This window comes from Rhizobium terricola, assembly GCF_012927355.1.
In the GTDB taxonomy this organism is placed as follows: domain Bacteria; phylum Pseudomonadota; class Alphaproteobacteria; order Rhizobiales; family Rhizobiaceae; genus Allorhizobium; species Allorhizobium terricola.
This window is the reverse complement of the sequence record NZ_JABBGK010000001.1, coordinates 1110551-1133142: the sequence shown is the minus strand read 5'-3', so window position 1 is coordinate 1133142 and position 22592 is coordinate 1110551. Positions and strand designations below refer to the sequence as shown.

Sequence of the window (22592 nt, the reverse complement as noted above, 5' to 3'; positions counted from 1 at the left end):
TGACCATGGTGCGCGGTTTATCCACGCCATCCACAGCGAAAATGTTCTTTATTTGTTCTAGTGTTTCGCTAGGATGCTGTCAATAGAATCGGAATCATCCCCGAGAAACGGCTGAGGCGGCTCGACAGGGCGGTCGCCGTGACTAAATAAGGAGAGCTCTCCTCCCGAGCGCCCTTCCCTGAGAGCTTTGTCCAGTCGAGACCTGTCCATGAGTGAACTGAAAACCATTTCCATCCGCGGCGCGCGCGAGCACAATCTGAAGGGCATCGACCTCGATCTGCCGCGCAACGCGCTCATCGTCATGACCGGGCTTTCGGGTTCGGGGAAGTCGTCGCTCGCCTTCGATACGATCTATGCGGAAGGTCAGCGGCGTTACGTCGAGAGCCTTTCGGCCTATGCCCGTCAGTTCCTCGAGATGATGCAGAAGCCGGATGTCGACCAGATCGAAGGCCTTTCGCCGGCGATCTCGATCGAGCAGAAGACGACCTCGCGCAACCCGCGCTCGACGGTCGGCACGGTCACCGAGATCTACGACTACATGCGCCTGCTCTTTGCCCGCGTCGGCGTGCCCTATTCGCCGGCGACCGGCCTGCCGATCGAGAGCCAGACGGTCTCCCAGATGGTCGACCGCATCATTGCTTACGAAGAGGGGACGCGCCTCTACATCCTGGCGCCGATGATCCGCGGACGAAAGGGCGAGTACAAGAAGGAACTTGCCGAGCTGATGAAGAAGGGCTTCCAGCGCGTCAAGATCGACGGGCAGTTCTACGAGATTGCCGAGGCGCCCACGCTCGACAAGAAGTACAAGCATGACATCGACGTAGTGGTCGACCGCGTGGTCGTGCGCCCGGACATCGCCTCGCGCCTCGCCGACAGCCTCGAGACCTGCCTGCGGCTCGCCGACGGTCTGGCCGTCGCGGAATTCGCCGACAAGCCGCTGCCGCTCGAGGAGACCGCCGCCGGTGGCTCGGCCAACAAGTCGTTGAACGAAACCCACGAGCGCGTGCTGTTTTCCGAAAAATTCGCCTGCCCGGTTTCCGGTTTCACCATTCCGGAGATCGAGCCGCGTCTCTTCTCCTTCAACAACCCTTTCGGCGCCTGCCCGACCTGTGACGGCCTCGGCTCGCAGCAGAAGATCGACGAGGCACTGATCGTGCCTGAGATGCATCGGCGCCTGAATGACGGCGCGATCGCGCCCTGGGCGAAGTCGGCTTCGCCCTATTACAACCAGACGCTCGAGGCGCTCGGCAAGGCCTATGGCTTCAAGCTCTCGAACAAGTGGTCGGAGCTCAACGAAGCGGCCCAGAAGGCGATCCTCCACGGGACCGACGAGAAGATCGACTTCCATTACGCCGACGGTGCGCGATCCTACACCACGACCAAGACCTTCGAGGGCATCGTGCCGAACCTCGAACGTCGCTGGAAGGAAACCGACAGCGCTTGGGCCCGCGAGGAAATCGAGCGCTACATGTCGGCGGCCCCCTGCCCGTCCTGCGCCGGTTTCCGCCTCAAGCCGGAGGCGCTTGCGGTCAAGGTGAACGGCCTGCATATCGGCGAAGTGACGGAGATGTCGATCCGCGTCGCCGGCGCCTGGTTCAAGGACCTGCCTGGAAAGCTCACCTCCAAGCAGAACGAGATCGCGGTCCGCATCCTCAAGGAGATCCGTGAGCGCCTGCAGTTCCTCAACGACGTCGGTCTCGACTATCTGTCGATGTCGCGCAATTCCGGCACGCTTTCGGGCGGCGAGAGCCAGCGCATCCGGCTTGCGTCCCAGATCGGCTCGGGCCTCACCGGCGTGCTGTACGTTCTCGACGAGCCGTCGATCGGCCTGCATCAGCGCGATAATGCCCGCCTCCTCGACACGCTGAAACACCTGCGTGACATCGGCAACACGGTGATCGTCGTCGAACACGACGAGGACGCGATCCTGACTGCCGATCATGTGGTCGATATCGGGCCGGCGGCCGGCATTCATGGCGGCCAGGTCATCGCGCAAGGCACGCCGCAGGACATCATGGCGAACCCGAATTCGCTGACCGGCAAATATCTGACCGGCGAACTCGGTGTCGGCGTGCCCGACAAACGCCGCAAGCCCAAGAAGGGCCAGCAGATCAAGGTGGTTGGCGCCAGGGGCAACAACCTGAAAAACGTGACGGCGGCGATCCCGCTCGGCGTGTTCACCGCCGTGACCGGCGTGTCGGGCGGCGGCAAGTCGACCTTCCTGATCGAGACGCTCTACAAGGCGGCCGCCCGCCGCGTCATGGGCGCGCGCGAAAACCCGGCCGAGCACGAGCGGATCGACGGCTTCGAATTCATCGACAAGGTGATCGACATCGACCAGTCCCCCATCGGCCGCACGCCGCGCTCTAACCCGGCGACCTATACCGGTGCCTTCACACCGATCCGCGACTGGTATGCCGGCCTGCCGGAGGCGAAGGCACGCGGCTATCAGCCGGGGCGCTTCTCCTTCAATGTCAAGGGTGGGCGCTGCGAGGCCTGCCAGGGCGACGGCGTCATCAAGATCGAGATGCACTTCCTGCCGGACGTCTACGTCACCTGTGACGTCTGTCACGGCAAGCGCTACAACCGCGAAACCCTCGACGTGACCTTCAAGGGCAAGTCGATCGCCGATGTCCTCGACATGACCGTCGAGGAAGGCGTCGACTTCTTCTCGGCGGTGCCGGCCGTGCGCGACAAGCTGCAGTCGCTCTTCGATGTCGGTCTCGGCTATATCAAGGTCGGCCAGCAGGCCAACACGCTCTCCGGCGGCGAGGCGCAGCGCGTCAAGCTCGCCAAGGAACTGTCGAAGAAATCGACCGGCCGCACCCTCTACATCCTCGACGAACCGACCACCGGCCTGCATTTCCACGATGTGGCGAAACTTCTGGAAATGCTCCAGGAACTCGTCAATCAGGGCAATTCGGTGGTGGTCATCGAGCACAATCTCGAGGTCATCAAGACCGCCGACTGGATCCTCGACTTTGGCCCCGAAGGCGGCGACGGCGGCGGCGAGATCGTCGCCTCCGGCACGCCCGAGGACATCGTCAAGGAAGAACGCTCCTATACCGGCCAGTTCCTGAAAGAGCTGCTGGAACGCCGGCCGGTGAAGAAGACCCAGGCCGCGGAGTAAGCGGCAACTATTTGGAGGAGATGATGGCTGCAGGCACAATCCGCACCGGCATCGGCGGCTGGACCTTCGATCCCTGGGAGGGGACATTTTATCCGGAGAAGCTGGCGAAGAAGCGACAGCTGGAATTCGCCAGCCGCGAGCTGACGGCGATCGAGGTCAACGGCACCTATTATTCGAGCCAGAAGCCGGAGACCTTTGCCAAATGGGCAGCGGACGTGCCGGAGGGCTTCGTCTTCTCGCTCAAGGCCAGCCGTTTTTGCACCAACCGCAAGGTGCTCGCGGAAGCGGGACCGTCGATCGACAAGTTCCTCGGTCAGGGCATCGTCGAGCTCAAAGACCATCTCGGGCCGATCCTCTGGCAGTTCATGGCGACCAAGAAGTTCGACCCTGCGGATTTCGAGGCCTTTTTGGCCCTGCTGCCCCGGGAACTTGACGGCCGCCCGCTGCGCCACGTCGTCGAGCCGCGGCACGAGTCGTTCCTGGTCCCCGAATTTATCGACATGCTTTCCAGATACGGCGTGGCTGCGGTCTGCGCCGATCATCACGACTACCCCATGTTCGCCGACCCGACAGCCGATTTCGTCTATGCGCGGCTACAGAAGGGGTCGGATGAGGTGGCGACCTGTTATCCCGAACCAGCGGTCGCGGAATGGGCGGGACGGCTGAAGACCTATGCCGAAGGCGGCCTGCCGCCGGACCTGCCCCGGATCGCCGCGGAGCGGCCCATCGAGGCCAAGCCGCGCGACGTGTTCGCCTTCTTCATCACCGGCGGCAAGGTCAATGCGCCGAACGGCGCACGGCTGCTGCAATCGAAGGTCGCCTGACGGGCTGGTCACAGCCAATCGGCGGTAAATTGTGACAATGGCGAATCTGGACTAGGTTCAGTCGCAGAGTCGACCACGTCCGCCGCCAAAGGATTGAAACTCGACCTCTTTAACCGGACCGGCGCAGCTGCGCCGGCCGCATCGTCCGTCGTCGAGGTGTCATGTCAGGGATCGCTGTCTTCATCAATCTGGCCGGGGCGGTCGCGCTGCTCCTGTGGGCGACGCGCATGGTGCGGACGGGAATCGAGCGCGCTTATGGCAATGTCCTGAAAGAGCGGCTCCGCTCGGCGGTCAGCAATCGCTTCACGGCGGCGATCGCCGGGTTCTTCTTCGCCATCGCTTTGCAGAGCGCGACGGCCGTCGCGCTGATTGTCGCGTCCTTCGTCGCCGGCGGCTATGTGTCGGCGGCAATCGGCGTCGCGACACTACTCGGGGCGGATGTCGGCTCGGCCTTCGTGGTCCGCATTCTGCGCTACGATCTGTCGATCCTCATTCCGGTCTTCATGCTGATGGGCACGATCGCCTTTCGTGCCTCGGAATCCCGCAACTGGCGTCAGGCCGGCCGCATTTTCTTCGGCCTCGGGCTGCTGCTCTTGTCGCTGAGGATGATTGGCCAGGCGTCCGACCCGCTCCGATCGAGCGAGATCCTGCCGCTCGTGTTCAACTACCTGTCGCGCGACTGGATTTCCGCCTTTCTTCTGTCGGCCCTGCTCGCCTGGGCCTTCCATTCGAGCGTCGCGACGATCCTGCTTTTTGCCTCGCTGGCCGACCGTCACCTCCTGCCACCGAGCCTCATCATTCCGCTCGTGCTTGGCGCCAATTTCGGGGCGGCCGTGATCGGCGCGATCCTCACCAAGAATGCCGAGGCCGGAGCCCGAATCGTGCCGCTCGGCAATGTCGTGATCCGTGGACTGGGCACGCTGATTGCGCTCGCCCTGCAGTTCGTGTTTGCCGTCGATCCTCATTTCTTCGCCGCGGGACCCGGCGATTCCGTGGTGATGATCCACTTGGCGATCAATGCCGCGGTCTTGGTCTTCGGCCTCCCTTTCAGCGGTATCGTCTCCTCGATCCTAGAGAAAATCCTCGCCGGCCCGCCCGTGGAACAGGAGAGCCGGAACCGTCTCTCCGCGCTCAACCCCGCCGACCTCGCCAATCCGCGCCAGGCAATCAGCAATGCGACGCGTGAGGTTCTGACCGTCTGCGAGAAGACGGAGGTCATGCTGAGCTGGATCTTCGAACTCTACGAGAAATGGGATCCGAAGAAGATGCAGCGGATCGCCGCGCTCGACGACGAGATCGACGAGATCCACCGCGACATCAAGTTCTACCTGGCGCGCATTTCCGGCAGCGAACTTGATCCCGCCTCCGCGGCCCAGTGCCAGAACCTCCTTGGAACGACGATCAAGATCGAGCAGGCGGCCGACATCATCTCGCAGAACATGCTGACGCGCGCCCGCAAGAAGCACGACCGCAACACCGCATTCTCGCCCGAGGGCTGGGCGGAACTGACCGCCATGCACCACGAGGTGGTCAAGAATGCGAGGCTTGCCTTCAACCTCCTGGTCAACCGCGATGTTGAGCATGCGCGCCAACTGGTGGCCTGCAAGGAGGAGGTACGCAATCTCGTGCGGGTGAGCGAGGAACAGCATTTGCAGCGGCTGCGCAACGGCAATGCGGCGAGCTTCGAGTCGAGTTCGCTGCACATCGACACGATGCGGGATCTGAAGGAGATCAACTCGCTCTTCGCCTCGATCGGCTATCCGCTGCTAGAGAACGAGGGCATGCTGCGCGGCAGCCGTCTCCTCTGACGGTCCGTCAGGCGGTCGCCGCCTTTCGGCTCAGCCATTGCGGATTGAACACGTTCATCACCAGACCGGCGACGATCAGGGCGGCGGCCACCATGCGCAGCGGCCCGAACGCCTCACCGAGGAAGAGCGCCGAGGACGACATTCCGAAGACCGGAACCAGAAGCGAGAACGGCGCGACGGTCGAGACCCCGTAGCGGCTGATCATCGCGCCCCAGACGGCGAATCCGAAGATCGTCGCGACATAGGCGACGAACAGCACGGTGGCTGCCCCCGTCAGACTGATATGGGCGATCGCCGCAAGGTCGCGATCCAGGCCTTCGAACAGGACCGAGATGACGAGAAGCGGGATCGGTGGCACGAGGCTGACCCAGACCATCAGGTTGAGCATCGGCACGTTGCCGGCCTTCTTCATCAGCATGTTGGAGAATGCCCAGGCGATTGCCGCGGCAATGGCGAGCGCAAGCCCCGTGAGCGTGAAGTTGCCGTCGATCGACGAGCCGATCAGTGCGATCCCGGAAAAGGCGATGGCCATCCCCCCGATCTGAAGCGGGCGCGGACGGGCGCCGAAGATCAGAAAGGCGAGTAGCACGGTGAAGAAGGCCTGTGACTGCAGAAGCAGCGAAGCGAGGCCTGGCGGTACGCCGACCTTGATGCCGATAAACAGGAACGAGAATTTCACCACGCCAAGCACCAGCCCGATGCCGATGATGATGCGCCAGGGAACATCGGGTTTCGGGATGAAGAAGACCAGCGGCACGGCTGCGCACAGAAACCGCAGGGCCGAAAAGAGCAGAGGCGGGAAATTGTCGAGGCCGAGCTTGATAACCACGAAGTTGAAGCCCCAGAGGGCCGCCACCAGAACAAGAAGCAGAATATGGACAGGCTTCACGACTCTCTCTCCAGCGTTGTGCTGCCTTGCGATACACCACCCTGGCCCGTTACGGGAAACGCATAGTTATGCGCTAACGTTCAATACTTGTGATGAGATGCTCGGACGTCAGTCCCCTGCCCGCGGCGGTCCCTGCCTTACCGTGCAGGAAGACCCCTGCCGCGGCGGCCTCGAAGGCCGGCATGCCCTGGGCGAGCAGTCCGCCGATCATGCCCGCCAGCACGTCGCCTGATCCTGCAGTGGCCAGCCAGGCGGGCGCGTTGTCATTGACGAGCACCCGACCGTCCGGCGCGGCGATGACTGTGTCAGCCCCCTTGTAGACGATGACGGCATGGGCGCGCACCGCAGCGGCAAGGGCCCGCTCGATCTTGCTTTGACGCTCGTCCGTTGCGAGATCGGGGAAGAGCCGGGCGAACTCGCCCTCGTGGGGCGTCAGCACCAGCCGGAAATCGCCGCCCGAGAAGGCGTTGAACAAGGCGTTCGGTTCATCGCGAAAGGAGGTGATCGCATCGGCGTCCAGCACGACCAGCCGGTCCTTCAATGCAAGCGCGAAGGCGCGCGTTCTCTCGCCGATGCCGAAACCCGGACCGATCACGAAGGCGTTGTGTCGGGGGTCGTCGAGATAGACTGCCAGGTCGGAGGGATTGTCGATCGCCTTCAGCATCACGGCGGTCAATTGGGCCGCGTTTGTCTCGAGCGCTGCGGTCGGCGACGCGAGCGTGACGAGGCCGGCACCGATGCGCAGTCCGGCGGCGGCAGAGAGTCGCGCCGCGCCGGTCGCGGCCGCCGGGCCGGAAAACACGGTCAGATGACCCCGGCTGAACTTGTGGCTCTCCAGCCCTTCGGACGGAAACTCATACTGCCATTCGGACGGCGAGTTGACCCGGACACATCCAGCCTCGCCGGCGACGATGCGCATGGGGACGCCGATGTCGTATACCTCGACCGAACCGCAGAGTCTCCGGCCCGGCAACAGCACATGGGCCGGCTTGCGGGTCATGAAGGTCACAGTGTGGACCGCCGTGAAGGCGGCCCCGAGCACCCTGCCCGTTCGCCCGTCGAGGCCGGAAGGCAGGTCGACGGCGATCACCGGGATTGAGGCCACGTTCACCCGCTCGATCACGTGACGGACGGTATCCGGCACCGGGCGGTCGAGGCCCGCGCCGAAGATGGCATCGACAACCACGTCGCCCGCCCATGGCTGATAGGCGTCGAGATCGTCGCCATCGAGGAGGCAGTGTGCAAAGGCGGTTGCCGCGTCGCCCTTCAGTCGCGACGGATCGCCGAGGCGGAAGATCGAAACGGCGGCGCCCGCCTCGCTGAGCGCCCGGGCCGTCACGTAACCGTCGCCGCCATTGTTGCCCGGCCCGCTGAGGACGACGAAGCGGCGGGCACCGGGAAAGAGCCGCAATGCGGCGGCGCTGACGGCCTGGCCGGCCTTCTCCATCAGGCCATAGGAATTCATGCCCGACCGGGCCGCCGCATCATCGACCCGCCCCATCGCGGCGGGTGTGAGCAACCAGTTTTCGCAATCCTTGTTCATGGCCGCATCAAAGCAGATTCCGCCCTGTTGGGAAACGGAGGAGCCCGCCTAAACGGCATGCGCACAAATAGAATGCAATTGCACAAATTACGTCCATCTACCGCCGATTAAATAATCGGCACACACAAATCCGGCCGATTGCCTGCGACGAAAGAACCGAGCAAAAAAATCACAAAATCGATGAAATGGGCTGGAGTTTTGCCCGGTATTGCGCAAGATTTGCCTCGGAGGCTCGATTTTTTCCGATTTTCTTCCAAGTTCGGCGAGAAATTGGCACGTTACGTGCATCGGGGGAGCGAGCGGAATAACCGCCACAATGAGGGAAGCGGAGAGAAATTTTCTCATGAAAAAGATCGAAGCGATCATAAAGCCTTTCAAGCTCGACGAAGTGAAGGAGGCCCTTCAGGAAGTCGGCCTGCAGGGTATCACGGTCACGGAAGCCAAGGGTTTTGGTCGGCAGAAGGGGCACACGGAACTGTATCGCGGCGCAGAATACGTCGTGGACTTCCTCCCCAAGGTCAAGGTCGAGGTCGTCCTGGCGGACGAAAACGTCGAGGCCGTCATCGACGCCATCCGCAATGCCGCCCAGACGGGCCGCATCGGCGACGGCAAGATTTTCGTGTCGAACGTGGAAGAAGTCGTCCGCATCCGTACCGGCGAAACCGGCGTCGACGCCATCTAATCGGCCCGCCCCCGTCGAGGGCCGGGACCTATAATCATCATCTCACTCAAGGAATTCGACAATGCCGACCGCAAACGACATTCTCAAGCAAATCAAGGACAACGACGTCAAGTTCGTCGACCTGCGCTTCACCGACCCGAAGGGCAAGCTGCAGCACGTCACCATGGACATCGCCTGCGTCGACGAAGACATGTTCGCCGACGGCGTGATGTTCGACGGCTCCTCGATTGGTGGCTGGAAGGCGATCAACGAGTCCGACATGGTTCTGATGCCGGATACCGACACGGTCCACATGGACCCGTTCTTCGCCCAGTCGACGATGGTCATCATCTGCGACATTCTCGACCCGGTCTCGGGGGAAGCCTACAATCGCGACCCGCGCGGCACCGCCAAGAAGGCCGAAGCCTACCTCAAGGCCTCCGGTATCGGCGACACCGTCTTTGTCGGTCCCGAAGCCGAATTCTTCGTCTTCGACGACGTGAAGTACAAGGCTGACCCGTACAACACCGGCTTCAAGCTCGACTCTTCCGAACTGCCGTCCAACGACGACACCGACTACGAGACCGGCAACCTCGGCCACCGTCCGCGCGTCAAGGGCGGCTACTTCCCGGTCCCGCCGATCGACAGCCTGCAGGACATGCGCTCCGAAATGCTGACCGTACTCTCCGAGATGGGCGTCGTGGTCGAAAAGCATCACCACGAAGTGGCGGCAGCCCAGCACGAACTCGGTATCAAGTTCGACGCGCTCGTCCGCAACGCCGACAAGATGCAGATCTACAAGTACGTCGTGCACCAGGTCGCCAATGCCTACGGCAAGACCGCAACCTTCATGCCGAAGCCGATCTTCGGCGACAACGGCTCGGGCATGCACGTTCACATGTCGATCTGGAAGGACGGCAAGCCGACCTTCGCCGGTGACGAATATGCCGGCCTTTCGGAAAACTGCCTCTACTTCATCGGCGGCATCATCAAGCATGCCAAGGCCCTGAACGCCTTCACCAACCCGTCGACCAACTCCTATAAGCGTCTGGTCCCGGGCTATGAAGCTCCGGTTCTGCTGGCCTATTCGGCCCGCAACCGCTCGGCATCGTGCCGCATTCCGTTCGGCTCCAACCCGAAGGCCAAGCGTGTCGAAGTCCGCTTCCCCGACCCGACCGCCAACCCCTACCTCGCCTTTGCTGCCATGCTGATGGCCGGCCTCGACGGCATCAAGAACAAGATCCATCCGGGCAAGGCCATGGACAAGGATCTCTATGACCTGCCGCCGAAGGAACTGAAGAAGATCCCGACCGTCTGCGGTTCGCTGCGCGAAGCGCTCGAAAGCGTCGACAAGGATCGCAAGTTCCTCACCGCCGGCGGCGTCTTCGACGACGACCAGATCGACTCGTTCATCGAACTCAAGATGGCCGAAGTGATGCGTTTCGAAATGACCCCGCATCCGGTCGAGTTCGACATGTACTACTCCGTCTAAGGGATTGGTTCGGTTCGCATATCGCGGATCGACGATCTGAACGGAAGCCGGCGGCGTCCTTTCGGGTGCCGCCGGCTTTCTCTTTCTGCCTACAATGGATTAGAAATAGCTATTTTTGAGTAATCAAAATTAGTTATGGCTGCTTTTTGAGGCGTTGCTTAAGCAGATTGAGATATTCCTCGTTCGCATCCGCTTCTGCGGGCGGCTTGGCGGCGGTGCAGGACGGCTTGTAGTCGAGCGCCATGCCCGCCTTGACGCAGGTGCCGACCTGCCAGCCGGGCGGCAGGGCCGTCAGGTCGACCGACTTCCACTTCGGATGGCCCTTCTCCTCAAGCGTCGGCATGCCGTTGAGGATAAGACTGGAAAAGTCGGAGACCGAGCGGCAACTGTCGCGATGATAGGCATTCTTCTTCGGATCGTAGTCGTAGGTCATCAGCACGGCCTTAACGGCGACCAGGTCGACCGGTTCCTGCTGAAAGCTGTAGGTCGTGCCGGCGACCGTTGCGGGCGTATAGGTCGCGAGCAGCGGTGCATCCTTGATCGCCAGCAGATGGAACTTCGAACCGTCGATCTTCGCATTGGCAAAGAGCGCCGCGGGTGCGCCGGCGACATAGAAGAACGCGTCGATCTCGCCTGCCATGAGCTTCGGCAGCGCCTCGTCCGGATTGATCGTCAACCGCTCGGCAGCTTTGATCTGCAGGATGTCGAGCATCAGGGTGGCGGTGAGATAGGTCCCGCTGTCGGCCTTGCCGATAGCGATCTTCTTGCCCGCCAGATCCTTGAGTTCCCCGATGTCCTTGTCGGCAAGAACGTGGACTTCCTCGTTGTAGAGCGGGAACATGATCCGGACCCCGCGCACCGCCTGCTGCACCTCGGGATCGTTCGCCTCGAAGGTCTTCAGATATTCGAGCACGTCGCTCTGCACGATGCCGAACTGGGTGTTGCGGCGGTTGCGCACGCCAACGAAATTCTCGAGCGAGCCCGCGCTTTCGACGACATTGAGGCCGAGGCCGCATTCCGCGCCAATTGCTGCGATGTCCCGCCCGATGCGGATATAGGTGCCGCTCGGCCCGCCGGTCATGATGTTCCGCTCGAAGCTGTCGGCGGCAGCGGTGCCGGCCACGAGCAGCGTACCAAGGACACCTGCGAGGAGTTTCAGTCTGGTGGACATGGCGAGTTTCCTTTCGCTCAACAGCCGCTCTTCAAGTCGCGCATCAGGTTCCGCAGCGTCACGACCGGGACCGAACGGAACACTGCCTTGAGGCTCGTCGTCACGCATTGGCCGGAGACCAGCATCTCCTGCAGGCGGTCGCGGTCGGCCGCCGACAATCGGTCGATGCCGGGTGTCCGGTCAAGCGCATCGGCAACCAGATCGACTTCGCGGCCGGCGGTGTTCACGGTCGATGAGGTTTCGGCACTGGCCGGTGTCTCCTCGACGACGCCCTGCGGGCTCTTGCTCTCTCCGCCAGCCGTTTGTTGCTGCATCCGTGCCAGTTGCGCCTGGAGATCGGCGGCCCGGGCGCGCTCGAGCGTCAACGCGTTTTCGGAGTCACTTCGAGCGTCCCTTGCCGCCGCCATTTGCCTGCGCAGCTCCTTGGCTTCGCTCGCCGCTTTTTCTATCCGAGCAGCAGAGGTGGCAAGGTCCTTCTGCAATGATATAATCTGTGCTTCGAGCCCAGGGATCCGGGTCTGCTTCAGGTCCCTCAGTTCGCTGAGACTGGAAGACACGGCTTCGTCTGCTGTGCGCTTCGTTTGGTCGGCTGAACGCGCTTGATCATCCGCGTTGCGGCGCGCTGCCGCGATCTCGGTTTCCAGTTCGACTGTGCGCTGCTTTTCTCTCTCAAGCGCTGTGCTTGCCTGCGCAAGTTTCTCCGTCATCGCATCGAGTTCGGCGCGTTGCGCGGCTATCGTCTGTCGGAGTTCGACTTTGTCCGAACTTGAGACGCCTTCGGTGTCAGCCTGCGCTTGCTGGACCGCTTCAGCGGCCTGCGTCAGTTGCCGGTCCCTTTCGGCAACCTCAGCGGTGAGTGCCGCAATGCGTTCCTCGGCCCGGGCGAGCTTTTGCGCGTCCGGTGTCGTCAGAACCTGCAAGGCGCCGTAACCCGCCGCCGCCCCGATGCCGAGGCTGAGAAGCACCGCAATAAGGGTGCCGATCGGCGCTCCCCGGCTCCGTGTTATGCTCTGCGTATCCCTGCCCCACTGATTGCTCACGGCATCTCCCGTCCGGCGTGTGACCTCATGGGTTGGGTAGCGTGAATTCCGGGGGCGTGCAAGTTTACTCCCGGCCGTACCGGGGAGAGGTTTTGCGGCTTTTCACGACGTGCTCGGCTTTGTAGTGTCGCGGTTACGGAATTCCCGCGATAGGCTCGCTCCACCCCTTGATCCGGCAGGTCGATATCCCTCCATGACAGACAGCAATGCCACCGGTGCAGCCCCACGCACACTCGACTGGGTTCTCTTCCTGCTGGCGCCGGTGTTCTTCTCGTCGAACCTGATCTTCGGCCGCGGCATCACCGGCGATATCGCGCCCTTCACGACCGCCTTCATCCGCTGGGCGGGATCGGCGCTGGTGATCTTCCCCTTCGTCTATGCAGAGCGCGCGCGCTGCCTCGCCTTCGTGCGGGCGAACACGGTGATCTGGCTGGTGCTCGGTATTCTCGGCATGGGCATCTGCGGCGGTTTCGTCTACTGGGCACTGACCATGACGACCGCCTCGAACGCCACGCTGATCTACACGACGTCCTCGCTGTTCATCATCCTGCTGCAATGGATGTTTCAGGGACGCCGTATCGGCGCCGGCGAACTGGTCGGCATGCTGATCGCGTTCGCGGGGGTGACGGTGATCGTGCTGAAGGGCGAGCCGCAGGCGCTCCTCCACCTGCGCTTCAATCTCGGCGACTTCGGCATTCTCGCGGCGGCGATTGCCTTTGCGCTCTATTCGCTGCTGCTCAGACATCCGGCGGTCAAGGCGATGCCGCCCATGCCGCTCTTCGGCCTCCTCTCCCTCTCCGGCGCGCTGGTCCTGCTGCCTCCGGCGCTGTACGAAGTGCTGACCGGCGGGCTCCTGCCGGATACACAGGGCGACTGGGTGAAGCTCGCGGGCATCATCGCCTTCGCCTCGCTCGCAGCCTTCTACTGCTTCCAGCACGCGGTCCGTGTCTTCGGTCCGGCGATGGCCGGCGTGACGCTCTATCTGATGCCGCCGATGTCGATTGTCATGGCTGTCCTCTTCCTCGGAGAACGGTTCGAGACCTATCACGCGGTCGGGATCGTACTCGTCATGGGCGGGCTGGTGCTTGCCACCGCACCGGGCCGAAAGGCCGCCGCTTCCACGGGGTGAGGTGTCTACCTCTTGATGTTTCACGCCATCCTCCCCAGATTTATAGGGAAAGGAAGTGAAGCCATGAAACAACGCAACGCAAAATTTGGTATCGGGGAAGTCGTCAGACATAAGGTCTTTCCGTTCCGCGGCGTCGTGTTCGACGTGGATCCGGAATTCGCTAACAGCGAGGAATGGTGGAACGCCATTCCGGCCGAAGTGAGACCGACCAAGGACCAGCCCTTCTATCATCTGCTCGCCGAAAATGCGGAAACCGAATACGTGGCTTACGTATCGGAGCAGAACTTGGAGAAGGACGAAAGTGACGAGCCGCTGCGCAATCCCCAGGTGCAGCAGATCTTCGTGCTTGAGCAGGCCGGCCACTACAAGCCGAAGGTCAACTTCGCGCACTGACGTGCCGGCGTCCCGCCCCTGATCAAACTAAACGAAAAAGGCCCGCGTCAGACGCGGGCCTTCTTTCATTCCGGAACCTGCAGGGATCAGTTGCCCTGCTTGGCGGCGTTCTGGGCGTCGTTGATCGCCTTGTTGCGCTCTTCCTGCTTCTTCTGCATGGCTTCCTGCAGCAGGCGCTGGCGCTCTTCGGCCTGCGACTGGGACATCGCCTCGCCGTCATAAGCGCCGGTGAAGCCTTCCAGCGGGATCTTGATCGGGTTCGGAGCGCGGCGGAAGTTGATCGAGGTGAAAACGACCTCGTTGCCCTTCTTCAGGCTGGCGATCATGGCGTCGGTCAGCGGGATTTCAGCCGTGCAACGGTCGGGCAGGCAGACTGCGTAGTCGAGCTTGGTGCCCTTGGCGCCGTCGATCTGCATCATGATGCCCGGGGGAATGAGGCGAGCCGACGGAACGGTAACCTGCAGGATCTTGCGGTTGATCTTGCCTTCGACCGAGATCAGGCCGACGGCGGTGATCAGCTGGCCGTTCTGGGCGAGCTGCTGGTTCTGAACCACGCAGACATCGGCCTCTTCCTGCTTGCTGCAGGTCTTGAACCACTTTGCCGGACCGGGAGCGCCCGCTGCCGGGGCGGCTTCCTGCGCGCTTGCGACCACCGGGGCCGAAGCCGCACCAAGGGTCAGAACGAGAGCAGACAGTGCAGTCCGCGTAGCTTTGGTTGCTTTGAACATCATAACCTAATCCGTCTCCTGAAAACCGATATCGAGGCAATTCCTGGCCGCGACATTTGCCGGTCGTGCTGGCCGTCAACTGTCGTTCAATTGAGGCAAATACATGACCTTGGTCACCCGGATCCCCTGTTACATCGCGAAGTCTGGAATATCCAGTCTTTCTTTGGGCGCAGCCGGAAGACGGTTACGTTTTTCCGCTCGCGATGTGTTGGTTTTATGGTGTTCATGATAGTTTCCGCCAGATTCTTCGGTAACCCCGGAAAGGAAACACCGTGCGACGTATCGCCCTCAGCCTCTTCTTCCTTGCCCAGTGCGGCCTGGCCTTCGCAGAACCGCTGCATGGCATCGCAATGCATGGAGAACCGGCGCTTGGCGCGGATTTCAAGCATTTCCCCTACGTGAACCCGGCGGTGAAGAAGGGCGGCAAGATCAACTACGGCGTCGTCGGAACGTTCGACAGCCTGAATTCCTTCGTATTGAAGGGCATGCGCACCACGGCCCGCGGCGTCTGGGATCCGGAATACGGCAACCTGCTCTACGAATCGCTGATGACGCGCTCGAGCGACGAGCCTTTTTCCCTCTACGGTCTTCTGGCTGAGACGGTCGAATGGGACGAGGACCGCACCTTCATCCAGTTCAACCTCAATCCGAAGGCCCGTTGGCAGGACGGCAAGCCGGTCACGCCGGAAGACGTGATCTTTTCCTTCAACCTGCTTCAGGAAAAGGGCCGGCCGCCCTACAACCGCCGCCTGACGGTGGTCGACAAGATGGAGAAGGTCGGGGAGCACAGCGTACGCTTCACCTTCAACGACAAGGCGAACCGCGAAACGCCGCTGATCATCGCCATGTCGCCGATCCTGCCCCGGCATGCGACCGACGCGTCGACCTTCGAGCAGACCTCGCTCAAGATCCCGGTCGGTTCCGGCCCCTACAAGATCAAGTCGATCAAGGCGGGCGAGAAGATCACCTGGGAGCGCGACCCCAACTATTGGGGCAAGGATATTCCCGCCAAGGTTGGTTTCGACAACTACGACGAGATCTCGGTCACCTATTTTCTTCAGGATTCGACCCTGTTCGAGGCCTTCAAGAAGGGTGACGTCGACGTCTATCCGGAGGGAGATTCCGGACACTGGACACGCGCCTATGATTTCCCGGCCGCCCAGAACGGCGATGTCGTCAAGGAGGTCTTCCAGCCCGGTCTGCCCTCCGGCATGCTTGGCTTCGTCTTCAATACCCGCCGTCCGCTGTTCGCCGACGAGAAGGTCCGTGAGGCGATCTCGCTCGCCTTCGATTTCGAATGGGCCAATAAGAACCTCTACGGCGGCGCTTTCAAGCGCAGCCAGAGCTACTGGCAGAATTCCGCGCTCGGTGCCTTCGGCAATGCCGCGGACGAACGCGAACTCGCCCTGCTCGGTGCGGCCAGAGACCGGATCGACCCGGCGATCCTTGCCGGCACTTATGCGATGCCGGTTTCGGATGGATCGGGCGCCGACCGCAAGATTCTGCGCGAGGCCGTCACACTGTTGAAGACTGCCGGTTATACGATCAACGGCCGCAAGATGGTCGACGCGTCGGGCAAGCCGCTTGCCTTCGAGGTCATGACGCAGAACGAGAGCCAGGAGAAGATGGCGATCGCCTATCAGCGCGCGCTTGCCCTGATCGGCATCGACATGTCGATCCGCACCGTAGACGACGCCCAATACCAGGCCCGCTCCAACAGCTTCGACTACGACATGATCATCAAGGCCTACACCTCCTCGCTTTCACCGGGCGCCGAACAGGTCAACCGCTGGGGCTCGTCGTCGCGCGACGCTCAAGGCAGCTTCAACTATGCGGGCGTGGCCGATCCGGACATCGACCGGATGATCGATGCGCTTTCCAATGCCCGCAGCATCGAGGATTTCCGCGCCGCGGTGCGCGCCTATGATCGCCTGCTCGTCGACGGCCACTATGTCGTGCCGCTCTACCATATCGGTGAGCAATGGGTGGCCCGCTGGAAGCACATCGGACGACCGGAGACGTCGCCGCTCTATGGCTACCAGCTCCCGGTCTGGTGGGATGCCCGCGCGCAGTAAAGGCGGTCGCGTGGCTGTTCGGCAGGTGGTTACCTTCGCGTAACCGGTTGAAATCCGCCGCGATTGGCCCTACCTCGCAGCGCAACGCATCTCGACGACCGGCCGACCGGAAAGGACAAGTACCATGGAACGCATCACCATCGACATCGTCTCGGACGTCGTCTGTCCCTGGTGCTATCTCGGCAAGGCGCGGCTCGATCTCGCCATCGCCGAAGTGCAGGACGAGGTGGGTGTCGACGTCAACTGGCGCCCCTACCAGCTCAATCCCGACTACCCGGCCGCAGGCGTCGACCACCAGAAGGCGTTGGCCGAAAAGCTCGGCGGCAAGGACAACATGGACAGCGCCCATGCGCAGTTGCGCGAGATGGGCGCCGCGGTCGGCATTGCCTTCGACTTCGACGCGATCAAGGTCGGCCCCAACACGCTCGACGCCCACCGGCTGATCCACTGGGCCGGCGTCGAGGATCGCGAAATGCAGAACCGTGTGGTCTCTGCGTTGTTCAAGGCCAATTTCGAGGAAGGGCGCAATGTCGGCGACCGCACCGTCATTCTCGACATCGCCGAGGCAGCCGGCCTGGACCGGGCCCTGACGGATGCGCTTTTGACCGGCGATGCCGACAAGGCCCATGTCACCGCCGAAATCGAGGCGGCGAAGCAGATGGGCGTGAACGGCGTGCCGTTCTTCATCTTCGACCAGCAATATGCGGTAAGCGGCGCCCAGACGCCGGACGTGCTGGCCGGCGCGCTGCGCGACATCGCCCGCATGAAGGCGGAAGCGCGCTCGAAACTCAATTGACGTCGTGGCGCAACGCACCTAAGCACGAAAGATCCTTCCTCCCGGGATTCTCTTCTCATGCGCTCCGACCTCGTTCTTCGAGGCATCCTGATCGCCTTTACGGCCTTCGCCGCCTATGCCATCTCCGATGCCTGCGTCAAACTCATCGAGGGGCGCGTCAGCCCCTATGAATCCGGCTTCTTCGGCGCCGTCTTCGGTATCGCCGCCCTGCCCTTCCTGATGAAGCGTGGCGATCGCTGGCAGGACATGTTCGCCACGACCAATCGCCCGCTCTGGCTGCTCCGTTTCTTCTCCGCTGGCGCCGGCATCATTGGCAGCGTGACGGCCTTCACCCATCTGTCGATGGCGGAAGCCTTCTGCCTGATCTTCCTGCTGCCCTCCTTCGTCACCATCATGTCGGTGGTTTTCCTCGAGGAACAGGTCGGCATCCGCCGCTGGAGCGCCGTGATCGTCGGCTTTCTCGGCGTCCTCGTCGTGCTCAGGCCCGGTTTCCGCGAACTCTCCATCGGTCATGTCGGCGCGATCTTCGCCGGGGTCAGTGGTGCGGTCTCGATCGTCATCTATCGAGCCATCGGGCCGAAGGAGAAGAACATTTCTCTCTATGGCGCCGGCCTGCTCGGAGGCCTCGTCATCTGTGGCCTCTTCATGCTCGGCGATTTCCGCCTGCCAAGCGGCGAGGAATGGCTGCTGCTCGCCGGTTATGGCCTGCTCGGCGCGTTGGGCAACGTATTGCTGATGTATGCCGCCTTCTATGCACCGGCCGCCGTGGTCGGGCCGATCCAGTACAGCCAGATGCTCTGGGGCATCCTCTTCGGCTACCTGATCTTCGGCGACCGCGTCGATCTGCCGATGGTCGCCGGCATCGTGCTGATCATCGGTTCGGGCCTGCTGACCATTGCCCGCGAGCGGACAAAGGGTGTCCCGCTCCCGCCGCCTGTCGCCGGGAAGGACGAGGCGGCACTGGCGATCAAGCCTGAAGACGATTAGCGGGACGACGCTACTTCGCCAGTTCCGCCAGCTGCGTCATGACCACCGCAGCGCCCTGCAGGCGCTTTTCCGCGGTCGGCAGGTCGCGGGTCAGGAACACGCTCTGGTCCGGGCGGATCTTGGCCATCGTGCCCTGCTTGGCGATGTAACCGACGAGTGCTGCGGGATTGGGGAATTCCTTGTTGCGGAACTGCACGACGACACCCTTCGGTCCCGCCTCCAGCTTGTCGACATTGGCCTTGCGGCAGAGCGCCTTGATGTAGACCACCTTGAGGAGATGCTGCACCTCGATCGGCAGCGGGCCGAAGCGGTCGATCATCTCCGCGCCAAAGCCGTCGATGTCCTCGACCTCGGTGATTTCGCCGAGGCGACGATAAAGGCCGAGCCTGAGGTGCAGGTCCGGCACGTATTGATCCGGGATCATCACCGAGGTGCCGACCGAAATCTGCGGCGACCAGCCGGTATCGACGATCTCGTCGACACCCTTCACTTCGGCGACCGCTTCTTCCAGCATGTGCTGGTAGAGCTCGAAGCCGACTTCCTTGATGTGGCCGGACTGCTCCTCGCCGAGCAGGTTGCCGGCGCCGCGGATGTCGAGGTCGTGGCTCGCCAGCTGGAAACCGGCGCCCAGCGTATCCAGCGACTGCAGCACCTTGAGGCGCCGTTCGGCGGTGGTGGTGAGAACCTTGTTGACCGGAAGAGTGAGCAGCGCAAAGGCGCGCACCTTGGATCGGCCGACGCGGCCGCGCAGCTGATAGAGCTGTGCGAGACCGAACATGTCGGCGCGGTGCACGATCAGCGTATTGGCGGTCGGAACATCGAGGCCCGATTCGACGATCGTGGTGGAAAGCAGAACGTCGTAGCGCCCATCATAGAAGGCATTCATGATGTCCTCGAGCTCGCCCGCCGGCATCTGGCCGTGGGCGACCGCCACCTTCAGTTCGGGCACGTCCGACTGGAGGAAGGCCTGGATGTCGGCAAGGTCGGCAAGCCGGGGGCAGACATAGAAGCTCTGCCCACCGCGATAGTGTTCGCGCATCAGCGTTTCGCGGATGACCAGCGGATCAAACGGCGAGATGAAGGTGCGGACCGCCATGCGGTCGACCGGCGGCGTGGTGATCAGCGACAGCTCGCGCACGCCCGTCATGGCGAGCTGCAGCGTGCGCGGGATCGGCGTCGCCGAGAGCGTCAGCACATGCACGTCGCTTTTCAGCTCTTTCAGGCGCTCCTTGTGCTTCACCCCGAAATGCTGCTCCTCGTCGATGATGAGCAGGCCGAGATTGGCGAAGGTGATACCGGCGCCGAGAAGCGCATGGGTTCCGACCACGACGTCGGTCTTGCCTTCCGCGACTTCCTTCTTGACGAGGTTCAGCTCCTTGGTGCCGACCAGGCGTGAGGCTTGCTGGACCCGGATCGGCAGCCCACGGAAGCGCTCGGAGAAGGTCTTGAAATGCTGGCGCGCCAGAAGCGTGGTCGGTACGACCACGGCAACCTGGATGCCGTTCATCGCCGCGACGAAGGCGGCGCGCAGCGCAACTTCCGTCTTGCCGAAACCGACGTCACCGCAGACGAGCCGGTCCATCGGCCGGCCGGCGCCGAGATCGCCGCGCACCGCCTCGATGGCATTCATCTGGTCTTCGGTCTCGTCATAGGGGAACCGGGCGGCGAATTCGTCGTAGAGCCCTTCCTGGGTGGTCAGCACCGGCGCCGTGCGGGTCATGCGCTCGGCGGCGACCCGGATCAGCGCGCCCGCCATGTCGAGAAGGCGCTTCTTGAGCTTGGCCTTGCGCATCTGCCAGGCGCCACCGCCCAGCTTGTCGAGCTGCGCGTCGGACGCTTCCGAGCCGTATCGCGACAGCAGGTCGATGTTTTCGACCGGCAGAAAAAGTTTGGCATCGTCCGCGTAGAGCAGTTCGAGGCAGGCATGCGGCGCGCCGGCGGCCTCGATGGTGCGCAGGCCCACGAAGCGGCCGATGCCGTGTTCGGCATGAACGACGATCGATCCCTCGTCGAGGCCGGCGACCTCGGAGATGAAGTCGGCCGCCCGCTTGCGGCGTTTCGAACGGCGGACCATGCGATCGCCGAGAATGTCCTGTTCGCCGACGACGACAAGATCGCCGGCCTCGAACCCGCCCTCGAGGCTGAGTACGGCGGTCGCCGCCTCGCCCTTCTCCAGGCTGTCGAGTTCCTTGAGCGCGGAAACCGCCTTGAGGTTGGCAAGCCCGTGTTCCTCGAGAACCTGCAGCAACCGGTCGAGTGAGCCTTCGGACCAGCCGGTGACGAGCACCTTCGACCCCGAAGCCCGTTTGTCGGCGATGTACTTGACGGCCTGGTCGAAGACGTTGACGCGGGTATTGCCCTCGCCCGTCTCTACCGCGGCCTTTGCCCAGCGCGGGCTCGGTCGCGCAGAGACTTCGATCACCTTCCTGCTCTCGCCCTCGTGCTCGGCGAACGGGGTGAGCCGGATCGGCGCGCGTTCATCCAGCGCCCGGCCGAATTCGGCGGAGCCGAGATAGAGGCGTTCTGGCGGGACCGGCTTGTAAGGCGTGCCCTGGGCGAGATGGCCCTTGCCGGGCGTTCCGCTGTTGAGGCGGGCCTCGTAGTAGTCGCGGATGAGCTTGGCCCGCTCTTCGGCGGCCTCGCGCACCGTGTGGTCGGTGACGATCCGAAAGCCTGCGAGATAGTCGAAGGCCGTCGAAAGGTGATCGTGGAACAGCGGCAGCCAGTGCTCCATGCCGGCATAGCGCCGGCCCTCCGACACGGCCGAATAGAGCGCGTCGTCGCGGGTTGCCGCGCCGAACAGCGACAGGTAGTTCTTGCGGAAGCGGCTGATCGTCTCGGGCGTCAGAGTCACCTCGCTCATCGGATTGAGGTCGAGCGAGCGCGCCTGGCCGGTCGTGCGCTGCGAGGCCGGATCGAAGCTGCGGATGCTCTCCAGCGTATCGCCGAAAAAGTCGAGGCGGACCGGCTCCTCCGAGCCCGGCACGAAGACGTCGAGGATGCCGCCGCGCACCGCAAACTCGCCGACTTCGCGCACGGTCGCCACCCGTTCGAATCCGTTGCGCTCCAGCCGCGCGGCAATGTCGTCCATGCGGACCTGATTGCCGGGTCTCGCGGAAAAGGCGAGACTTTCGATGACCTCCGCCGGGGCAAGGCGCTGCAGCATGGCGTTGACGGTGACGAGCACGATCGCCGCATGCGGCTTGCGGGCATGGGCGATCAGCCCGGAAAGGGCGGCGAGCCGGCGGGCCGAAACGTCGGCCGACGGAGACACGCGGTCATAGGGAAGGCAGTCCCAGGCCGGCAGGGTGAGAACCGGGATTTCCGGTGCGGCGAAGGACAGGATCTGCTCGATGTCGGCCATGCGCTGGCCGTCCGACATCACATAGGCAACCGGCTGCCCCTCACGGGCGAGTTCGGCCAGCAGGAAGGCATCCATGCCGTCCGGCACCTGGCTGAGCGTCAGCGCGGTCGCCGATTGGCCGATCTTCCTGGCATCGAATAGCGAGATCATTCCGGACGTCCGAGGCTTTCCACGGTGACGGGCGAAAAGTCGGGACGACAGGCGGCGATGCGCTCGAAAAGCGGCGTCTTCAGGTGATCCGGAACAGGTGCCGCGCCGGTGATCCACTTGATCAGGTCCTGGTCCTCTTCGCTCATGATCCGCTCGAGTTCGTCGAGGGTTTCCGCGTCCATGGTCCCGATTTCGGCCTCGGCGAACTGGCCGAGGATCAGGTCCATCTCGCGAATGCCGCGATGCCAGCAGCGGAACAGGATGCGCCGGCGGCGCGGGTCGAGTTCTGCACTGCTGAGGGTCAAACCGGTCATGACGAAACACCTTCCTGTTGATGCGCCTCTATAGCCCCTCGATCGGGAAATGTCAGCCTTGCCAAGGCGGTAATTCTCGGCGCATTTTGCCAGCCATC

The 22592-nt window shown here is 62.9% G+C and carries 17 protein-coding genes; 10 read left to right on the top strand and 7 right to left on the bottom strand.

What is annotated here, in order from left to right; genetic code table 11:
• Positions 1-208: 208 nt before the first annotated feature.
• The 3 genes from uvrA (at position 209) to HHL25_RS05250 (ending at position 5762) form a co-directional block, all read left to right on the top strand.
• Entirely contained in the window at positions 209-3130 is a 2922-nt protein-coding gene (gene uvrA / locus HHL25_RS05260; protein ID WP_169587946.1) for an excinuclease ABC subunit UvrA, read from the top strand.
• 20 nt (positions 3131-3150) lie between these two features.
• Complete coding sequence (locus tag HHL25_RS05255) at positions 3151-3954, top strand: DUF72 domain-containing protein (protein WP_169587944.1); 804 nt, start codon at positions 3151-3153, stop codon at positions 3952-3954.
• Between the two features lie 161 nt (positions 3955-4115).
• Complete coding sequence (locus HHL25_RS05250; RefSeq protein ID WP_169587942.1) at positions 4116-5762, top strand: Na/Pi cotransporter family protein; 1647 nt, start codon at positions 4116-4118, stop codon at positions 5760-5762.
• 7 nt (positions 5763-5769) lie between these two features.
• Here the strand turns inward: HHL25_RS05250 and HHL25_RS05245 are convergent, their stop codons facing one another.
• Both HHL25_RS05245 and HHL25_RS05240 read right to left on the bottom strand, forming a co-directional pair.
• Positions 5770-6651 carry an EamA family transporter gene (locus HHL25_RS05245; RefSeq protein ID WP_315853027.1) on the bottom strand — a complete coding sequence of 294 codons (882 nt, stop codon included), beginning with the start codon at positions 6649-6651 and terminating at the stop codon, positions 5770-5772.
• A 73-nt stretch (positions 6652-6724) separates the two neighbouring features.
• Entirely contained in the window at positions 6725-8194 is a 1470-nt protein-coding gene (locus HHL25_RS05240; RefSeq protein WP_169587940.1) for an NAD(P)H-hydrate dehydratase, read from the bottom strand.
• 343 nt (positions 8195-8537) lie between these two features.
• Between HHL25_RS05240 and HHL25_RS05235 the strand changes: the two genes are divergently transcribed.
• Positions 8538-8876, top strand: a complete 339-nt coding sequence (locus HHL25_RS05235; RefSeq protein WP_015916113.1) for a P-II family nitrogen regulator — start codon at positions 8538-8540, stop codon at positions 8874-8876.
• 61 nt (positions 8877-8937) lie between these two features.
• Positions 8938-10347: a type I glutamate--ammonia ligase gene (gene glnA / locus HHL25_RS05230; protein WP_169587938.1), complete on the top strand. Its 1410-nt coding sequence runs from the start codon at positions 8938-8940 to the stop codon at positions 10345-10347.
• A gap of 133 nt (positions 10348-10480) precedes the next feature.
• On the opposite strand, the gene HHL25_RS05225 is transcribed toward glnA, so the two are convergent.
• Positions 10481-11518, bottom strand: a complete 1038-nt coding sequence (locus HHL25_RS05225; RefSeq protein WP_169587936.1) for a TAXI family TRAP transporter solute-binding subunit — start codon at positions 11516-11518, stop codon at positions 10481-10483.
• A gap of 17 nt (positions 11519-11535) precedes the next feature.
• Positions 11536-12558: a hypothetical protein gene (locus HHL25_RS05220; RefSeq protein WP_169587934.1), complete on the bottom strand. Its 1023-nt coding sequence runs from the start codon at positions 12556-12558 to the stop codon at positions 11536-11538.
• Between the two features lie 193 nt (positions 12559-12751).
• Between HHL25_RS05220 and HHL25_RS05215 the strand changes: the two genes are divergently transcribed.
• A complete protein-coding gene (locus HHL25_RS05215) occupies positions 12752-13687 on the top strand; it encodes a DMT family transporter (RefSeq protein WP_169587932.1) in 936 nt (311 codons plus the stop codon).
• A gap of 63 nt (positions 13688-13750) precedes the next feature.
• Positions 13751-14080 (top strand): heat shock protein HspQ, encoded by a 330-nt coding sequence (gene hspQ, locus HHL25_RS05210; protein WP_169587930.1) that lies wholly within the window; start codon positions 13751-13753, stop codon positions 14078-14080.
• Positions 14081-14166: 86 nt separating this feature from the next.
• Here the strand turns inward: hspQ and HHL25_RS05205 are convergent, their stop codons facing one another.
• Entirely contained in the window at positions 14167-14811 is a 645-nt protein-coding gene (locus tag HHL25_RS05205; protein WP_169587928.1) for an invasion associated locus B family protein, read from the bottom strand.
• A 269-nt stretch (positions 14812-15080) separates the two neighbouring features.
• Here HHL25_RS05205 and HHL25_RS05200 point away from each other — a divergent pair, with 269 nt between their 5' ends.
• From HHL25_RS05200 to HHL25_RS05190, 3 genes are all read left to right on the top strand, one after another.
• Positions 15081-16883: an extracellular solute-binding protein gene (locus HHL25_RS05200; RefSeq protein ID WP_315853026.1), complete on the top strand. Its 1803-nt coding sequence runs from the start codon at positions 15081-15083 to the stop codon at positions 16881-16883.
• A gap of 124 nt (positions 16884-17007) precedes the next feature.
• Positions 17008-17679, top strand: a complete 672-nt coding sequence (locus tag HHL25_RS05195) for a DsbA family oxidoreductase (RefSeq protein WP_169587926.1) — start codon at positions 17008-17010, stop codon at positions 17677-17679.
• A 57-nt stretch (positions 17680-17736) separates the two neighbouring features.
• The gene (locus HHL25_RS05190) at positions 17737-18666 is read left to right on the top strand and encodes a DMT family transporter (RefSeq protein ID WP_169587924.1); all 930 of its coding nucleotides are present in this window, start codon (positions 17737-17739) and stop codon (positions 18664-18666) included.
• A gap of 10 nt (positions 18667-18676) precedes the next feature.
• On the opposite strand, the gene mfd is transcribed toward HHL25_RS05190, so the two are convergent.
• Both mfd and HHL25_RS05180 read right to left on the bottom strand, forming a co-directional pair.
• On the bottom strand, positions 18677-22180 hold the full coding sequence (gene mfd, locus HHL25_RS05185; RefSeq protein WP_169587922.1) for a transcription-repair coupling factor: 3504 nt from the start codon (positions 22178-22180) through the stop codon (positions 18677-18679).
• Positions 22177-22494: a succinate dehydrogenase assembly factor 2 gene (locus HHL25_RS05180; protein ID WP_169587921.1), complete on the bottom strand. Its 318-nt coding sequence runs from the start codon at positions 22492-22494 to the stop codon at positions 22177-22179. Before HHL25_RS05180 ends, mfd begins: the two co-directional genes overlap by 4 nt.
• Positions 22495-22592: the final 98 nt, after the last annotated feature.

Excerpts from the sequence above, each read along its gene's own strand:
- HHL25_RS05250 (WP_169587942.1), top strand. The coding sequence starts at position 4,116 with ATGTCAGGGATCGCTGTCTTCATCAATCTGGCCGGGGCGGTCGCGCTG.
- HHL25_RS05215 (WP_169587932.1), top strand. The coding sequence starts at position 12,752 with ATGACAGACAGCAATGCCACCGGTGCAGCCCCACGCACACTCGACTGG.
- mfd (WP_169587922.1), bottom strand. The coding sequence starts at position 22,180 with ATGATCTCGCTATTCGATGCCAGGAAGATCGGCCAATCGGCGACCGCG.
- HHL25_RS05240 (WP_169587940.1), bottom strand. The coding sequence starts at position 8,194 with ATGAACAAGGATTGCGAAAACTGGTTGCTCACACCCGCCGCGATGGGG.
- uvrA (WP_169587946.1), top strand. The coding sequence starts at position 209 with ATGAGTGAACTGAAAACCATTTCCATCCGCGGCGCGCGCGAGCACAAT.
- HHL25_RS05255 (WP_169587944.1), top strand. The coding sequence starts at position 3,151 with ATGATGGCTGCAGGCACAATCCGCACCGGCATCGGCGGCTGGACCTTC.
- HHL25_RS05180 (WP_169587921.1), bottom strand. The coding sequence starts at position 22,494 with ATGACCGGTTTGACCCTCAGCAGTGCAGAACTCGACCCGCGCCGCCGG.
- HHL25_RS05195 (WP_169587926.1), top strand. The coding sequence starts at position 17,008 with ATGGAACGCATCACCATCGACATCGTCTCGGACGTCGTCTGTCCCTGG.
- hspQ (WP_169587930.1), top strand. The coding sequence starts at position 13,751 with ATGAAACAACGCAACGCAAAATTTGGTATCGGGGAAGTCGTCAGACAT.
- glnA (WP_169587938.1), top strand. The coding sequence starts at position 8,938 with ATGCCGACCGCAAACGACATTCTCAAGCAAATCAAGGACAACGACGTC.
- HHL25_RS05225 (WP_169587936.1), bottom strand. The coding sequence starts at position 11,518 with ATGTCCACCAGACTGAAACTCCTCGCAGGTGTCCTTGGTACGCTGCTC.
- HHL25_RS05190 (WP_169587924.1), top strand. The coding sequence starts at position 17,737 with ATGCGCTCCGACCTCGTTCTTCGAGGCATCCTGATCGCCTTTACGGCC.
- HHL25_RS05235 (WP_015916113.1), top strand. The coding sequence starts at position 8,538 with ATGAAAAAGATCGAAGCGATCATAAAGCCTTTCAAGCTCGACGAAGTG.
- HHL25_RS05205 (WP_169587928.1), bottom strand. The coding sequence starts at position 14,811 with ATGATGTTCAAAGCAACCAAAGCTACGCGGACTGCACTGTCTGCTCTC.